The sequence below is a fragment of the Actinomadura terrae genome (assembly GCF_022751215.1).
Lineage (GTDB): Bacteria > Actinomycetota > Actinomycetes > Streptosporangiales > Streptosporangiaceae > Spirillospora > Spirillospora terrae.
Genome location: NZ_JAICDG010000001.1, coordinates 1,100,282 through 1,116,424 on the forward strand (window position 1 = coordinate 1,100,282; position 16,143 = coordinate 1,116,424).

Here is a 16,143-nt window from a genome sequence, read left to right on the forward strand (position 1 = left end):
ACAGGGTAGGCGCACCCCGTGACCGCCCGGTGAACGCCGGGTTGCGGGCCGTGAGCCGCGGTGGGCCCACCGTGAGAACCGCCAGGTCCGGCGTTTGTGGCTTTCGGGAGACAGGTCGATTCCGTCGCCAATTTTCGTCCACCGGCCCCCGGCAAATAATAGCTACGACTATTGACTGGCCCTGTGACCGGCGACACAATCTGACTAACGCGATTAATTCCGACGAATTAAAAGGTCAGGGCCCCGAGTCAGGGCCTCGGCCGAGGGTCCGCCAGGGAGTGCGCGCTATGAGTGCCGACGACCATGCCGCAGAGGTCGACGCGCTGGGGCGGCGCTTCCCGGGCTGGACCATCTGGTTCGGTCCCTTCACCCGCCGCTGGTGGGCACTTCCCCCGCGCGGCGCGGGCTCGGGCGAGTTCCTTGAGGCCGAGACCCCGCAGCGGCTCATCGCATGGATCGAGGTGGTCCAGGACAGACCCGCAGACGACGGCCCATGGCCGTCCCGCGACCCCCGGCAGGACGCGCGTCGTCCCTCGAATCTCCTCCGTCTCGAGGGCGTCACACCGTCGCCGTCCGGCCGGGTTCCGGTGATCGCGTGGCCAGGCAGCACCGCGAAGTGATCCGCTGTTCCCCAACCTCGCCACGCCCGCCGGAGCCGCCAGGGCCCCGGGCAGGGCAGTAGACGCGCCACATCCCTCTCCAGCAACCTCCGTGTGTGGCGCGGTCGCCAGCACCCATCTGCCCCCCGGGGCCGTGGCGTTTCTCGTGTTAACCGCAGCCCGAAAAGAAGCGGCAAAACACAAACACCCCAGTCGAGATCCCTTGTAAATGCCCGACACCCAAAAAAGGACGCGACCGAAATCGCGAACCGGCCACCGTTGACGTCGCCGACCGCGAATGCACGCTCCAGGGCCACCCCACCGGACGGGAGACGCTACGCTGCGCCGACGGGCCGGATCACGAGGGGGACGGTCCGCGGAACGGATGCGGGAGCGACATGAGGGCCACGAGGCGGGCCAAGGCGATCACGGCACTCGCGGTGACGGCGGTGCTCGCCACCGCGGCCCTGCTGTCCTGTAGTCCGGACGACGAACCGGTCGGCAGCGTCCAGGTCGCCACCACGCTCGGCCCCGGCGAGGGCACGCTCACGCTCGTCACCCTCCCCGGCTCCGTGGAGTCCGGCCACAGCGATCCCCGCGTCAACTGGGTCACCCCCTTCGAGAAGCGCACCGGCTGCAAGGTCGACTGGGAGGCCGTCAAGACCCCCCGCGAGATGACCGCCCGCATGCGCGACAAGCACCGCCGCTACGACGGCGTCGCCGCGCCGCCCGAGGTCGCCGGCCAGCTCATCGCCGACGGCGAGGCCACCCCGGTCAACACCAACCTCGTCGACGGCTACAAGAAGCTGGAGCCGAGGCTGCGGGCCCTGCTCAAACACGACGGCAAGTACTACGGCGTCCCCTACGTGTGGGGCTCCAACCTGCTCATGTACGACACGCGCACCGTGGAGACGCCGTCGAGCTGGGGGGCGCTGTTCGACCCCGAACAGGCCCGCCTCCACTCCGGCAAGCTGGTCGTCCGCGACAGCCCCCTGACGATCGCCGAGGCCGCCCTGTACCTGCGGGCCAAGGACCGCAAGCTGAAGATCTCCGACCCGTACTCGCTGACCCCCAAGCAACTGGACGCCGCCGCGAAGCTCCTCGCCCGCCAGCACCCGCACGTGAAGGAGTACTGGGACCAGCCCGCCGACGCCGTCAGCGCGTTCGCCGGGGGCGAGGCCGTCCTCGGTGAGGCGTGGCCCTACCAGGTGGACGTCCTGACCCGCGCGGCCAAGCCGGTCCAGGGCGTCGTCCCGTCCGAGGGCGTCACCGGCTGGATGGACGCCTGGATGATCGGCGCGCGCGTCCAGCACCCCAACTGCATGTACCAGTGGCTCCAGTGGACGGCGAGCCCCGACGTCCAGCAGCAGGTGGCCGAGTGGACCGGCGTGGCCCCCGCCAACCCCCAGGCCTGCGCGGGCGACCGCCTGAAGCCCGGCTTCTGCAACGCCTACCACGTGGGCGACCGCGGCTACCTGGACAAGGTCATCTTCGCCCACACCCCCACCAAGCTCTGCTCCGGCCGCCAGAAGAACAAGGAGTGCACCGACTACGCCGACTGGACCAGAAAATGGATCGAGTCCACCAAGCAGTAGATCGCAAAGCGATGCGCACCAAGGGAACCCGGCTCCGCAACCCCCGCAGCGAGCAAGGGGATCGTCCGTAACCTCAGGTAGCGCCGACCGCAAGGTTGCGATCGCGTCCGAAGGCAGTTCCGAGCTTGCGAAGGAACTGATCGCGAAGCGAGCCGCCAGGCGAGTTCGGAGCGATGCAGCGATCGCCCTTTTTGTCCGCCGAAGGAGGGAGCGCTAGCGACCGACGCCAAGGACAAAAAAATAAATGGAGCGCGCCCGACCGCCCCCAGCCGGGCGCGCTCCCGGGGTGGTCCCGGGCTTCCCCCCGAAGGCCCGGGTCACCCTTCTCCCTGGAGAGATCTCCATGACGACGGCGTCGTCGCTCGTCGCCGGTGCCGCGGCCGGTTCCCGTGGGCCCCGTGGCCGGGGTGCCGGCGGGGAGGGTGCGCAGTCGTCGCACGCGAACACCCCGGTCGAGTCCGGCAGGCGGCCGACGCGGACGCGCGGCCGGGGCCATCTCTTGCGGCAGGCGACGCAGGCCTCGCCCGCGCGCTGTGCGGTGCTCAGCGCGGTCGGGTCCAGCGTCGGTTCGCCTGTCCGGCCCATGTCCCCATCCCCCTGGCGGGAAGTCGACTCACGTAGCTCCCTTTATAGGCGCGGGACGTTGTTGTCCCTGTTAGCGCAGGTGAAAGGGGCGGCAAAGGCTTTTGTGCCGGGGCCCGGGCGGTGATCGCGGGGGGCTATGTGGTCGGAGTGTGAACGCGGGGACGGGGATGGATGACAATGGGCGGGTGATGTCTTCCTCTGACGCCGCCGTCCGCGAGATCGTCGTGCTCGGCTCCACCGGCTCGATCGGCACCCAGGCCCTGGACGTGATCCGGCGCAACCCCGGGCGGTTCCGGGTGGTGGGCCTCGCCGCGGGCGGGGAACGGGTGGGGCTGCTGGCGGAGCAGGCGCTGGAGTTCCGTCCGGAGATCGTCGCGGTGGCGAAGGCGTCGGCGGCGCAGGAGTTGCAGCTGGCCTTCTACGCGGAGGCGAAGCGGCGCGGGTACGCGGCGGGCGACTACGCGATCCCGAAGATCGTGGCGGGTCCGGACGCGGTGGCGGAGGTGGCGGCGTGGCCGTGCGACGTCGTCCTGAACGGGGTGACGGGCGCGCTGGGCCTGGCGTCGACGCTGGCGGCGCTGGACGCGGGCCGGACGCTCGCGCTGGCCAACAAGGAGTCGCTGATCATGGGCGGGCCGCTGGTGCGGGGGCGGGCGCGCCCGGGGCAGATCGTGCCGGTGGACTCCGAGCACTCGGCGCTGGCGCAGTGCCTGCGGGGCGGCCGCGCGGGCGAGGTGCGGCGGCTGGTGCTGACGGCGAGCGGCGGGCCGTTCCGGGGGCGGGGGCGCGAGGAGCTGGCGGACGTCACGGTCGAGCAGGCGCTGAACCACCCGACGTGGAACATGGGCCCGGTCGTCACGATCAACTCCGCGACGCTCGTGAACAAGGGCCTGGAGGTCATCGAGGCGCACCTGCTGTTCGACGTCCCGATGGACCGGATCGAGGTCATGGTGCACCCGCAGTCGGTGATCCACTCGATGGTGGAGTTCACGGACGGCTCGACGCTGGCGCAGGCGAGCCCGCCCGACATGCGGCTGCCGATCGCGCTCGGGATCAACTGGCCCGACCGGGTCGCGGACGCGGCGGCCGCCGTCGACTGGACGGCGTCGCACACCTGGGAGTTCTTCCCGCTCGACGACGAGGCGTTCCCGGCGGTGGCGCTGGCGCGGCGGGCGGGTGAGGCGGGCGGCACGGCTCCGGCCGTCTACAACGCGGCGAACGAGGAGTGCGTGGCGGCGTTCCGCGCGGGGCGGCTCCCGTTCCTCGGCATCGTCGACACGATCACGCGGGTGGTGGAGGAGCACGAGGGGAGCGTGCGGGGAAGCGGGCGGCAGGACGGCGACGACCGTATGGACGGGCGCGGTTCGGGCATGCCTGCGGAACTGACACTGGACGACGTCCTCGCCGCCGACGGGTGGGCCCGTGCCAGGGCCAGGGAACTGACCGGACTGGACTGACGGCCCCGGGCTCGCCCGGGGCCCGCCCCGGAGCCCGCCCCCGGGAACCCCCAGGGGGCTCGGATGGCCTTTCTCCTCGGCGCCTCGGCCTTCGTCGTCGCGCTGCTGGTGTCGGTGATGCTGCACGAGGGCGGGCACCTGCTGACCGCCAAGCGGTTCGGGATGAAGGCCACGGAGTACTTCGTCGGGTTCGGGCCGACGCTGTGGTCGACGCGCCGGGGCGAGACGGAGTACGGGGTGAAGGCGATCCCGCTGGGCGGGTTCGTGAAGATCGTCGGCTACACGCCGCTGGAGGAGGTCTCCGCGGCCGACCGGGCGCGCGCGTTCTACCGGCAGCCCGCGGGGCGGCGCGCGGTCGTGATCGGCGCCGGCGTCGTCGTCAACCTCGTGTTCGCGTTCGTGCTGCTCGTGGTGATGGCGATGACGGTCGGCGTGCGGCATCTCGGCACGGCGACGACGACGGTGGACGAGGTCTCCGCCTGCGTGCCCGAGCGGCTCCAGGACGGCTGCGGCCACGGCGCGCCCCCCTCGCCGGCGGCGACGGTCGGGCTCCGCGTCGGGGACCGCGTCGTCTCGTTCGGCGGCGTCCGCGTCGCCGACTGGGCGGAGCTGCGCGAGGCGATCGGCGACAGGAAGCCGGGCCAGACCGTGCCGGTGGTGGTCGAGCGCCCCGGGACGCCGCGTCCGCTGGCGCTGTCGATGCGCCTCGCGGACGTGGGCGGGCGGTCGTTCGTCGGCATGTCCGCGCGGGTCGTCGGCGGGCGCTACGACCGCAGGGGCCCGCTGGGGGCTCTGGGGTTCGCGTCCCGCGGGGTCGGGACGACGGTCGCCGGGATCGGGACGGTGCTGGTGGATCTGCCCTCGGCCCTTCCGAAGCTGTTCACGTCCGAGCGGGCGAGCACGCCCGGGGGCCAGGTGGGCAGCGTGGTCGGCGCGACGGAGGTGTCCGGCGAGATCTTCTCCTCGGAGAGCAGCGCGCGCGACAAGCTCACCCTCTACCTGTCGCTCGTCGTCTCGGTGAACATCTTCCTCGGGGCGCTGAACGTCCTGCCCCTGCTGCCCCTGGACGGGGGCCACCTCGCCGTGGTGATCTACGAGCGGGCCCGCGCCCGCGTCGCCCGCGCGAGAGGGCGCCCCGACCCCGGCACGGTCGATATGACCAAGCTCATGCCCGTCACCTACCTGGCCCTCCTGCTGCTGGTGGGGCTGGGGGTGCTGCTGATTCTCGCCGACCTCCTCAATCCACTCCGGCTACCACAATGACCCCAGAGGTTTACTATCCGTAGTTGAAGGGTCACATACCTTTGTACCGGTCGCCGTCATCGCATCAGCCCAGGGCACCTAGGCTGTACGGGGTCTGGCGTCTCCGGGCGGGCTGAGGCGAGGCAGGGGAGAGGGATGAGCGTTTCACTGGGAATTCCGACGATCCGCGGCGAGGGCGACGGGCAGGGGGACGGACGGGGAGCCCCGCTCGCGCCGCGCCGCACATCCCGGAAGATCATGGTCGGGAGCGTGCCGGTGGGCGGGGACGCGCCGGTGTCGGTGCAGTCGATGACCACGACGCTCACCGCCGACGTGAACTCCACGCTCCAGCAGATCGCGGAGCTGACCGCGTCCGGCTGCCAGATCGTGCGGGTGGCCGTCCCCTCGCAGGACGACGCGGAGGCGCTGCCCGCGATCGCGCGCAAGTCCCCGATCCCGGTGATCGCCGACATCCACTTCCAGCCCAAGTACGTGTTCGCCGCGATCGACGCGGGCTGCGCCGCCGTCCGCGTCAACCCGGGCAACATCAAGAAGTTCGACGACAAGGTCGGCGAGATCGCGCGCGCCGCGTCGGACGCGGGGGTGCCGATCCGGATCGGCGTGAACGCGGGCTCGCTCGACAAGCGGCTGCTGGAGAAGCACGGCAAGGCCACGCCCGAGGCGCTGGTGGAGTCCGCGCTGTGGGAGTGCTCGCTGTTCGAGGAGCACGGCTTCCGCGACATCAAGATCTCGGTGAAGCACAACGACCCGGTCGTGATGATCCAGGCCTACCGGCAGCTCGCCGCCGCCTGCGACTACCCGCTGCACCTCGGCGTGACCGAGGCGGGCCCGGCCTTCCAGGGCACGGTGAAGTCGGCGGTGGCGTTCGGCGCGCTGCTGGCCGAGGGGATCGGCGACACGATCCGGGTGTCGCTGTCGGCGCCGCCGGTCGAGGAGGTCAAGGTCGGCGCGGCGATCCTGGAGTCGCTGGGGCTGCGCGAGCGCGGCCTGGAGATCGTGTCCTGCCCGTCCTGTGGGCGCGCGCAGGTCGACGTCTACACGCTCGCCGAGCAGGTCACCGCCGGGCTGAAGGACTTCCCCGTGCCGCTGCGCGTCGCGGTGATGGGGTGCGTGGTGAACGGCCCGGGCGAGGCCCGCGAGGCCGACCTCGGCGTGGCGTCCGGCAACGGCAAGGGACAGATCTTCGTGAAGGGCGAGGTCGTGAAGACCGTCCCCGAGTCGCAGATCGTCGAGACGCTCATCGAGGAGGCGATGCGCATCGCCGAGGAGATGGGCATCGAGATCGGCGAGGACGGCTCGGTCTCGGGCCCCGGCGCCGACGTCATCGTGACCTGAGCCGCGCGCCGCCGCGCCGCCGAAGACCGCGCGCCGCCGCTCATTCGAAGGAAGGCCCCCGGGTGGAGAACCCGGGGGCCTTCCTCACGTTGTGCTTGCGCCCGGAACCGGAACGTTCTTTATGATCACGAAGTTCCGTGCATCTCGTCACGATTTCGCATCCACTCGCCGGGGGCTCTGTCGGCGCGCTCGCGCAGGACGCCACAATCTTCACTCATTTACCCGTATGTCTGACTCAACCGGAGTCAGCACGTTTAGGGGGATATGTGAAGAGGATCGTTGTCGTGGCCGCGGTGGCCGGGCTCGGTCTCACCGGGCTCGGCGCCACAAGCGCACAGGCCCAGGGCCCGTCCGCCGGATCGGCGGGAACGTTCAAGCCCGGCGCGCTGAAGTGGCACGCCTGTCCCGCGGACTTCGTCAAGCAGGTGCACGACCTGTACGACGTGCTGTACCCGGTCTCCAAGATCGTGCAGTGCGCCGAGCTCCAGGTCCCGCTCGACTACGCCAAGCCCCGCGGCAAGCAGATCACCGTGCAGCTCACCCGCACCCCCCACACCGGCAAGGGCGCGGCCAAGGGCGACATCGTCGTCAACCCGGGCGGTCCCGGCGGCGGCGGCGCGCTCTTCGGGCCCCGCGTGTTCGCCCAGAACTCCGCCCCGATGCGCGAGGCGTTCAACGTCATCGGCTTCGACCCGCGCGGCGTCGGGATGAGCGTCCCGGCGCTCAGCTGCGACCCGAACTACACCAACGCGCCCCGTCCGGACTACGGCACCGGCGACGGCAAGTCCGTCGCCACGTGGCTGAAGAAGGCCAAGGGCTACGCGGACGCGTGCGGGAAGTCCGACAAGATCGGCCTGCTCGACCACATCAAGACCATCGACTCGGTCAACGACGTGGAGTCGATCCGCAAGGCGCTCGGCAGCAAGAAGCTCGACTACTACGGCGCCTCCTACGGCACCTACCTCGGCTCGACCTACGCCACGGTGTATCCGAAGAACGTCGGGCGCATGGTGCTGGACGGCAACGTCGGCCCCTCCGACGTCTGGTACGACGCCAACCTCAACCAGGACGTCGCGTTCGACAAGAACATGGAGTACTACTTCGGCTGGCTCGCCAAGTACGACTCCGTGTACCACCTGGGCGCCAAGCAGAAGCAGGTCCGCGACTTCTTCTACGGGCTGCGCGCCAAGCTGAAGAAGCAGGCCGTCTACTACAAGGACCCCGACAGCGGCCAGACCCTCGCCGTCGGACCGGACGAGCTGACCGACGTCCTCCAGAACGCCGCCTACCGCCGCAACCAGGCGCTGTGGCACGGCTACGGCAACGCCCTCTCGGCGCTCACGAAGGGCGACGTGGCCACGTTCGCGCTCACCTTCGGCGCGCAGACCACCGGCGGCGCCGACGACAACAGCTACGCCGTCTACGACGCCGTGCAGTGCACCGACGTCCAGTGGCCGCTGAGCTGGCGCAAGTGGCAGCGCGACAACGAGAAGATCAACAAGAAGCACCCGTTCCTCACCTGGGGCAACGCCTGGTACAACGCGCCGTGCCTGTTCTGGCCCGCCAAGGCCGGCAAGCCGGTCAACGTGGGGCACACCAAGGACCTGCCGAAGAACATCCTCATGTTCCAGTCGACCGACGACGCCGCCACCCCCTACGAGGGCGCGCTGGAGCTGCACCGCCGGCTCAAGGGCTCGCACCTCGTCGTCCAGGACGGCGACCGCACGCACTGCATCGTGCACCGCGGCTCCGCGGCGGTGGACGCCTACTTCGACGCCTACTTCCTGAAGGGCTCGCTGCCCTCGAAGTCGACGGTCCACGTTCCGCAGCTCGGTGACCCCAAGCCGCCGTCCGGCGCCTCGGTCAAGACGCTGACCGGCGCGGGGACGCTGGCGAACGACGTCATCCGCTGACGCCTGACGTCCGCTGACACGACACGATCACGCGAGGCCCCGGGGAGCGATCCCCGGGGCCTTTCGTTTCGCGCTCGGCTCCGCTCGGCGACATTCCGCCACCGGACGTGCGCAAACGAGATTCCGTGTCACGGAGTTCCGCTTGTCTTGTCACGATTTGGCATCCACTCATAATGGCCCCTCCCGGCATAACCGGCGTACCGCCACAATTTCCACGCAATCCACGCATCGGCTATGCATCGGCGTGCCTCCCCGGCCTCACCGCCGGCCCGCGGAGCCGCCGGTCCGAGGGGGTTAGGTGAACAGGATCGTGATCGTCGCGGCCGCGGTGGCCGTGACAGCGGGCGGCGGCGCCCTCGTCTCCGCGAGCGCGTCCGCGGCCGCGCGGGGACCGGCGAGCCCCGCGAGCCCCGTCGCGGCGGCGGGCATCGCCTGGGGCAAGTGCGCGGTCACCGGCCCGGACGACCCGATGAACAAGGCCGAGTGCGCGCAGGTCCCGGTGCCGCTGGACTACCGCAAGCCGAACGGCCGCAAGATCTCCATAGCGGTGTCGCGGTTCAAGCACACCGACACCAAGAACTACCAGGGCGTCCTGTTCGTGAACCCGGGCGGCCCCGGTGCCGGCGGCCTCGCCTACGCGCCCGCGCTCGCCCGCTGGCTCGGCGGCGTCGGCCACGCGGCGACCGCCGCGAAGTACGACATCATCGGCTTCGACCCGCGCGGCGTCGGCGCCAGCAAGCCCGCGCTGAGCTGCGACCCGCACTACTCCGACCCGATCCGCCCCGACTACGTCCCGGGGTCGGCCAAGGAGGAGCGGGCCTGGATCGCGAAGTCTAAGAAGTACGCGCAGGACTGCGCCAAGCGATATGGCTGGCTGCTGCCCCACATGCGCACCACCGACGCCGCCCGCGACGTCGACACGATCCGCGCCGCGCTCGGCCAGCGGAAGGTGAGCTGGTACGGCTTCTCCTACGGGACGTACTTCGGCGCCACCTACGCCACCCTGTTCCCGGGCCGCGTCCACCGCATGGTGCTGGACGGCAACGTCAACCCGAAGACGATCTGGTACGACTCGCAGCTGGAACAGGACCGGGCGTTCGAGCACAACATCAAGGCGTGGTGGGCCTGGACCGCCAAGTACGACAAGCTCTACCACCTCGGCACGACCGAGAAGGCGGTCGAGGCGCGCTACTACAAGGCGCGCGCCGAGGCGAAGAAGGCCCCGATCGGCGGGAGGATCGGGCCGGACGAGCTCGACGACATCGTGCTCAGCGCCGGGTACAACACCGGCTACTACATCCCGTTCGCGCAGGCGCTGTCGCAGTGGGTCAACGGCAAGGACGCCTCCGGGCTGCTCGGCTGGCTCAACGAGGGCGGTGACGACAACGAGTTCGCCGTCTACAACGCCGTCCAGGCGGCGGACGCCAAGTGGCCGCGGAACTGGAGCAAGTGGCACAACGACGCCGCGCGCCTCTACAAGCAGGGCTACCGGTTCAACACCTGGAGCAACGTCTGGTTCAACGCCCCGGTCGCGTTCTGGCCGTTCCAGGGCGGCCCGACGCTCAAGCTGAGCGGACGGAACGCGCCCGGCATGCTGCTCGTCCAGTCCACGCAGGACGCCGCGACGCCCGTCGCGGGCGGGCTGGAGATGCACAAGGTGTTCCCGCGCTCGCGCCTGGTCTTCGAGGTCGGCGGCAAGACCCACGCCAACACGCTCAACGGCAACGCGTGCCTGGACGACAAGGTCGCGGCCTACCTCGACACCGGCTGGCTGCCCGGCAGCCACCGGGGCGCGGACGCCTACTGCCAGGCCGTCCCCGCGATGAACGACCCCGACCCGACGTCGCTGTCGGCGAAGTCCGCCCGCGCGAAGGCGGGCAAGGACCTCCCGGTCGGCCGCCCGTAACCGCCGTTCGACGATCGCGGCGCGCTCCCCTCGCGCGGGGAGCGCGCCGCGCCTTGTTGAGACTCGCCTTGTTGGGAGAGGCTCCGGTTCGCGGTGGAATCGCGCGATCCGGGAGGTCACCGGTTTCCGGACGCGCGGCCGGTAGAAAGCGAAGGTGCTGAACGTCCCTGGCAAGAGGGCCGCCGCCGCGACGGCCGCCGCAGCAGTCACGCTCGGGCTCGCCACCGCCCCGGCCCCCGGCAGGCCGGCCGCGTACGCCGGGACGGGCGGCCCGGGGCCCGCGCCGCGTCCGATCACGCACGCCGACCCCGACCCGGCGCCGCGTCCCGCCGGGCTCGCGTGGGCGTCGTGCCCCGCCAGGGACCCGCTGGAGAAGGGCCACCTCAAGGGCCTGCAATGCGCGACGCTCAGGGTCCCCCTCGACCACGGCCGTCCGGACGGGCCGCAGATCACGCTCGCGCTCACCCGCGCGCCCCACACCGCCGCCACGTCCAAGGGCGCGATGCTGCTGAACCGGGGCGGCCCGGGCGCGCACGGGCGCGACCTCGCCGCCGTGCTGCGGGCCGGAGTGCCGAAGAACATCGCGGCGGCCTACGACTGGATCGGGTTCGACCCGCGCGGCGTGGGCGCGAGCAGGCCCGCGCTCGTGTGCGACGAGCACTACCAGGACCCGGGCCGCCCGCGCGCCGACCCCATCCCCGCCAACGAGGGCGAGGAGCGGGCCTGGACGCTCCGGGCCAAGGCCTACGCCGACGACTGCGCCAGGAAGTACCGCGACGTCCTCCCGCACATGGGCACGGTCGACGCCGTGCGCGACATCGACGCGATCCGGCAGGCGCTCGGCCAGCGCCGGATCGGGTTCTTCGGCTACTCCTACGGCAGCTACATCGGCGCGGTCTACGCGACGATGTTCCCCCAGCGGGTCGGGCCGATGGTGCTCGACAGCGTCGTCCGCCCGAGCGGCGTCTGGTACGAGAACAACCTCGACCAGAACGTGGCGTTCGAGAAGCGGATCAAGGCCTACTTCGGCTGGATCGCCCGCCACGACAAGGTCTACCGGCTCGGCGGCACGGCCGAGCGGGTCGCCGCCGCCTACGCGCGGGTGCGCGCGGAGGTCAGGGCGAAGCCGATCGGCGGGAGGGTCGGCGCGTCCGAACTCGACGACACCTTCCTCGCCGACGGCTACGGCTCCTACTCCTGGCCCGCGCACGCCGCCGCGCTGTCGGCCTACGCCGTCCGGCACGACCCCGCGCCGCTGCGCAAGGCGTGGCAGCCGCCCAGCCCGCTCGACCAGAACAACTACGCAGTCTACAACGCCGTCCAGTGCCGGGACGCGGCGTGGCCGCGCGACTGGCGCCGCTGGCACGCCGACAGCGAGCGGCTGTATCGGGAGGGCTATCGTTTCGAGACCTGGGGCAACACCTGGTACAACGCGCCATGCGCGTTCTGGGCGGTGCGGGGCGGGCCGCCGCCCGCGGTGCGCGGGACCTCCGCGCTGCCGCCGATCCTGCTCGTCCAGGGGACCGAGGACGCCGCCACCCCCTACTCGGGCGCGCTGGAGACCCACCGCAGGTTCCCGACGTCCCGGCTGGTGACGGAGGTGGGCGGCGGCAACCACGGCGTCTCCCTGACCGGCGACAGGTGCGTGGACACGATCGTCCTCACCTATCTGGACACCGGCAGGGTCCCCGCCGACCGCCCGGGGCCCGACGCCGAATGCCCGGCGGGCCCGCCGCCCGAGCCCGCCGCCGCCCCGGCCCCGGGGCGCGGCAAGGAGCCCGCGGCGAACCGCTGACGCCCGGCGGCGCCGCCGCCCGCGGGAGCCGGTTGGGGTGCGCGTCCCTGGGACGTCATAGGCTTGTCACGTGGTGACAGTGCTGACGACCGCGCGGGGGTCGGCCCCGGCTCGGAGCCGGTAGCCGTGCGCATGCTGGGCTCGCTGCCGGTGCGGGTGCTGGACGACCGCTACCGGTCGGAGGCGCTCGCGATCCTCGACGCCGACCCGGTGGCCAACGTGTTCGTCGGCTCGCGCGTGCACGCCGCCGGGCTCGACCCGCGCCGCCTCGGCGCCCAGATGTGGGGCTACCTGCGCGACGGGCGCCTGACCTCGCTGTGCTACTCCGGGGCCAACCTCATCCCGATCGCCGCCGGGCCGGAAGCGGTCCGCGCGTTCGCCGAGCGCGCCCAGGCCCAGGGGCGGCGCTGCTCGTCCATCGTCGGGCCCGTCGGCGCGGTCGGCGACCTGTGGGAGATCCTGGCGCCCTACTGGGGCCCGCCGCGCGCCGTCCGCGCCGTGCAGCCGGTGATGGCGACCTCGTCCGTGCCGGACGTCCCGCCCGACCGCGCGGTGCGGCGCGTCCGGATGGAGGAGTTCGACATCGTCTACCCCGCCTGTGTGGCGATGTTCACCGAAGAGGTCGGGGTCTCGCCCAACGTCGGCGACGGCGGCGTGCTCTACCGCGCCCGCGTCGCCGAGCTGATCCGCGACGGGCGCGCGTTCGCGCGGATCGAGGACGGCCGCGTCATGTTCAAGGCGGAGGTCGGCGCCGTCACCCCCCGCGCGTGCCAGGTGCAGGGCGTGTGGGTGCCGCCCGACCTGCGCGGCCGGGGGCTGTCGGTCGCGGGCATGTCCGCCGTCGTGGGGGAGGCGCTGCGCGCCATCGCGCCGACCGTGTCGCTGTACGTCAACGACTACAACACGCGGGCCCGCGCCACCTACCGCCGGGTGGGCTTCGCGGAGTCCGGATCGTTCATGTCGGTGCTCTTCTGAGCGCCCACGGGCCGCGCGCCCCCCGATAGTTTCGGGATGCGACCGTTCCGGCGCCCGGTTTGTCTTCGCGTGCCAGGTACGCCGGGAAGCCTGACGCGGGCGCGCGGGACATGTACCATCCGGCCGTGGAGTTCGCCGGGGCGTTGCGGCAGGCCATCCAGGCGAGCGGGCTGACGCTGGAGCGCATCCGTCACCGGCTCGGCCAGCGTGGCCTGACGGTCAGCGTCGCCACGTTGAGCTACTGGCAGCGCGGCCGCAGCCGGCCCCGCTCGCGCGCGGTCGTCACCACCCTGGAGGAGATCCTCCAGGTCCCGGCCGGGACGCTGACCGAACTGCTCGACGACCCCACGCCCACGGCGCCGCCCGTCCGGGGCGGGCCGGGACGCGGCGGGCTCGCCGCCGGGACGGCCGGCGCGGGCGACCGGGGCCGCGCCGCCGGCGACCTGTGGCCCGACCCCGACCGCTACGCCTTCCTCGTCGCCCAGCTCGACCGGTCGGGCGACCACCGGCTCGAACGCCTCGGCATCCACGACGTCTACCGGCTCGACGACGTCCGCCGCACCTGGACGCTGTCGGTGCGGACCGTCCTGCGCGCGGCGGGCGACGACATCGACCGCGTCGTCTGCGTCCACCAGACCGGCCCCGCCAAGATCGACTCCGGGCCGGACGGCCAGGGTCCGGCCGGGGCGTCGTTGTCCGGGAGCGAGCCCGGTGGCGGCTCGGGCGGCGGGCTCGGCGGCGGCGCGGGCGGCGACGTGGAGCTGACCGGCGTGCGCTACTGCCGGCCCGGCCGCATCCGCGCCGAGGACGGGCTGATGGCGTTCGAGCTCGTCTTCGACCGGGTGCTCGCGGCGGGCGACACGGCCGTGGTCGAGTACGAGCTGGGCCCGGCCGACGGCGCGCAGGCCGGCGCCGGGACCGTCGGCATCGGCGGCGGCGGTGGCTGGTCGGCCGACGGCTACGAGCGGCGCTTCTCCCATCCCGTCCACGACTACGTCGCGATCATCCAGTTCGAGGGCGGACGGCTGCCCGCGCGCTGCTACGGCTTCACCGCCGACACCTCCGACGCGCCCCGGCGGCGGCTCGGCGAGCTGTGGATCGGCACGTCCGGCAGCGCGAACCTCGCGGTCGGCAACGTCCGGCGGGGCATTGTCGGGATCGAGTGGGAATGGCACTGAGCGTGACATCGCACTGACCCTGGCATGGCACCGGGCATGGAATGCACAGAACGCATACCGCTGACGTGCGCATTCGGCCGAATACGGCACGGGAGGACACGGCCCCGCGTTCACACTGAATTTTCGGACGCGTCGAAAACGTTGACGATCTCTCTTGCGCTGGCTGAGTATCGACGCGTTCGCGCTTCGTGAGCCCGGCCTCGCCACGGCCCCGCCTTCCCCCCGGCACGAAGCGCCAGGCTTCAGCGTCGAAGCCCCCCCCACCCGGCTCCGCCATGCCCGCAGCCTCGCCGAAACGGAGGGACCGACAGCATCGACGGCGGCGCGCCCCCCCGGCGCGCCGGGCCTGCCGCGAAACCAACAGAACCCCAGATGGGCGCCTCTGCGCGATGCGCGCCGAGGCGCGAGCCAGCGCTCCGTCGCCCCCGACCGCGGCCGACGGGGGATTTTGTTGTGACACTTTGCCTGTTGGAATTGACGCCCGGATGGCCTTACAGTGAGCGCTGGATGTGCAAATGCAAGGTGTCAGGGCCGTTACGGGGGCCGGCCGGAGCTGATCCGGAGGCCGAGCTGTGCAGAGCGTAACGGAGGACGACCTCCTTCAAGTACTCCAGTACGGTCCGTTCAACGTGGCCCTACACGCGGCCATCCAGGCACGAGGACTGAGTCTGGAGTCGCTGAGGCGGCGCCTGGAGGACCAGGGCATCGCCGTGAGCCTGTCCACGCTGAGCTACTGGCAGCGGGGCCGGACCCGGCCCGAGCGCGCCGACTCGCTGCGCGCCGTCCGCGGCCTGGAGGTGATCCTGGAGCTGCCGCGCCACTCGCTGCTCACGCTGCTGAAACCGACCGCCGAGCGCTCCGCCGGGCCGTGGCTGCCGATCGAGGAGCTGTGCCCCGAGCCCGGCGTGAAGGACCTGCTGGACGAGATCGGCGACCGCGGCGAGCGCCAGCTCACCGGCCTCAGCCTGCACGACCAGCACGTCATCGGCCGCCGCCGGGAACTGCTGGAGGTGCGCACCCGCGCGGTGTTCCAGGCCCAGCAGCGCGGCGTCGACCGGTGGATCGCGATCTACCACCACCCGCAGGGCATCCTGCCGTCCTCCCGCACCGCCCGCGGCTGCCGCTTCGGCCGCGTCCGGATGGACGAGGCGAGCGGCCTCATCGCCGCCGAGCTGCTGTTCGACCGCGCCCTCGGCCGCGGTGAGACCTACCTGCTGGAGTACGGCTTCGGGTTCGACGAGACCGGCCCCGTCGTCACCGAGGAGGGCCGCGGCTTCCGCACCCCCCAGCACGAGTTCCTCATCGAGGTCCGCTTCCACCCGGCGATGCTCCCCGCCCGCGTCTACCGGACGTGGCGCCCCGACGGCCACACCGCCCTCAAGGACTCCGCCGACCTGCGGATGTCCAGCTACCACAGCGTCCACTTCATCGAGTTCGGCATGGCCGCCGGCTTCCACGGCATCCGCTGGGAATGGGACTGAATTCATTGCAATCCCGGCCCGTGGGGGCTCGCCTGACGGCTCGCCCCCTCGACCGTGCTTG

The 16,143-nt window shown here is 71.8% G+C and carries 11 protein-coding genes; all 11 read left to right on the top strand.

The window, feature by feature from the left end; translation table 11 throughout:
• The first annotated feature begins 287 nt into the window (after positions 1–287).
• Complete coding sequence (locus K2F47_RS04875; RefSeq protein ID WP_242901485.1) at positions 288–620, top strand: hypothetical protein; 333 nt, start codon at positions 288–290, stop codon at positions 618–620.
• A 377-nt stretch (positions 621–997) separates the two neighbouring features.
• Positions 998–2,194, top strand: coding sequence for an ABC transporter substrate-binding protein (locus K2F47_RS04880; protein WP_242901487.1), 1,197 nt, complete (start codon positions 998–1,000; stop codon positions 2,192–2,194).
• Between the two features lie 773 nt (positions 2,195–2,967).
• A complete protein-coding gene (dxr, locus tag K2F47_RS04885) occupies positions 2,968–4,236 on the top strand; it encodes a 1-deoxy-D-xylulose-5-phosphate reductoisomerase (RefSeq protein ID WP_242902568.1) in 1,269 nt (422 codons plus the stop codon).
• Positions 4,237–4,299: 63 nt separating this feature from the next.
• Positions 4,300–5,499 (top strand): M50 family metallopeptidase, encoded by a 1,200-nt coding sequence (locus K2F47_RS04890; RefSeq protein ID WP_242901492.1) that lies wholly within the window; start codon positions 4,300–4,302, stop codon positions 5,497–5,499.
• 135 nt (positions 5,500–5,634) lie between these two features.
• The gene (gene ispG / locus K2F47_RS04895; protein ID WP_272496435.1) at positions 5,635–6,834 is read left to right on the top strand and encodes a flavodoxin-dependent (E)-4-hydroxy-3-methylbut-2-enyl-diphosphate synthase; all 1,200 of its coding nucleotides are present in this window, start codon (positions 5,635–5,637) and stop codon (positions 6,832–6,834) included.
• Between the two features lie 266 nt (positions 6,835–7,100).
• Entirely contained in the window at positions 7,101–8,747 is a 1,647-nt protein-coding gene (locus tag K2F47_RS04900; protein ID WP_242901493.1) for an alpha/beta hydrolase, read from the top strand.
• 298 nt (positions 8,748–9,045) lie between these two features.
• Entirely contained in the window at positions 9,046–10,653 is a 1,608-nt protein-coding gene (locus K2F47_RS04905) for an alpha/beta hydrolase (RefSeq protein ID WP_242901494.1), read from the top strand.
• 154 nt (positions 10,654–10,807) lie between these two features.
• Positions 10,808–12,448 (top strand): alpha/beta hydrolase, encoded by a 1,641-nt coding sequence (locus tag K2F47_RS04910; RefSeq protein WP_242901495.1) that lies wholly within the window; start codon positions 10,808–10,810, stop codon positions 12,446–12,448.
• A gap of 132 nt (positions 12,449–12,580) precedes the next feature.
• The gene (locus K2F47_RS04915) at positions 12,581–13,423 is read left to right on the top strand and encodes a GNAT family N-acetyltransferase (protein ID WP_242902570.1); all 843 of its coding nucleotides are present in this window, start codon (positions 12,581–12,583) and stop codon (positions 13,421–13,423) included.
• 125 nt (positions 13,424–13,548) lie between these two features.
• A complete protein-coding gene (locus tag K2F47_RS04920) occupies positions 13,549–14,601 on the top strand; it encodes a helix-turn-helix domain-containing protein (RefSeq protein WP_242901496.1) in 1,053 nt (350 codons plus the stop codon).
• 572 nt (positions 14,602–15,173) lie between these two features.
• Positions 15,174–16,082, top strand: coding sequence for a hypothetical protein (locus tag K2F47_RS04925; RefSeq protein ID WP_156221154.1), 909 nt, complete (start codon positions 15,174–15,176; stop codon positions 16,080–16,082).
• Positions 16,083–16,143: the final 61 nt, after the last annotated feature.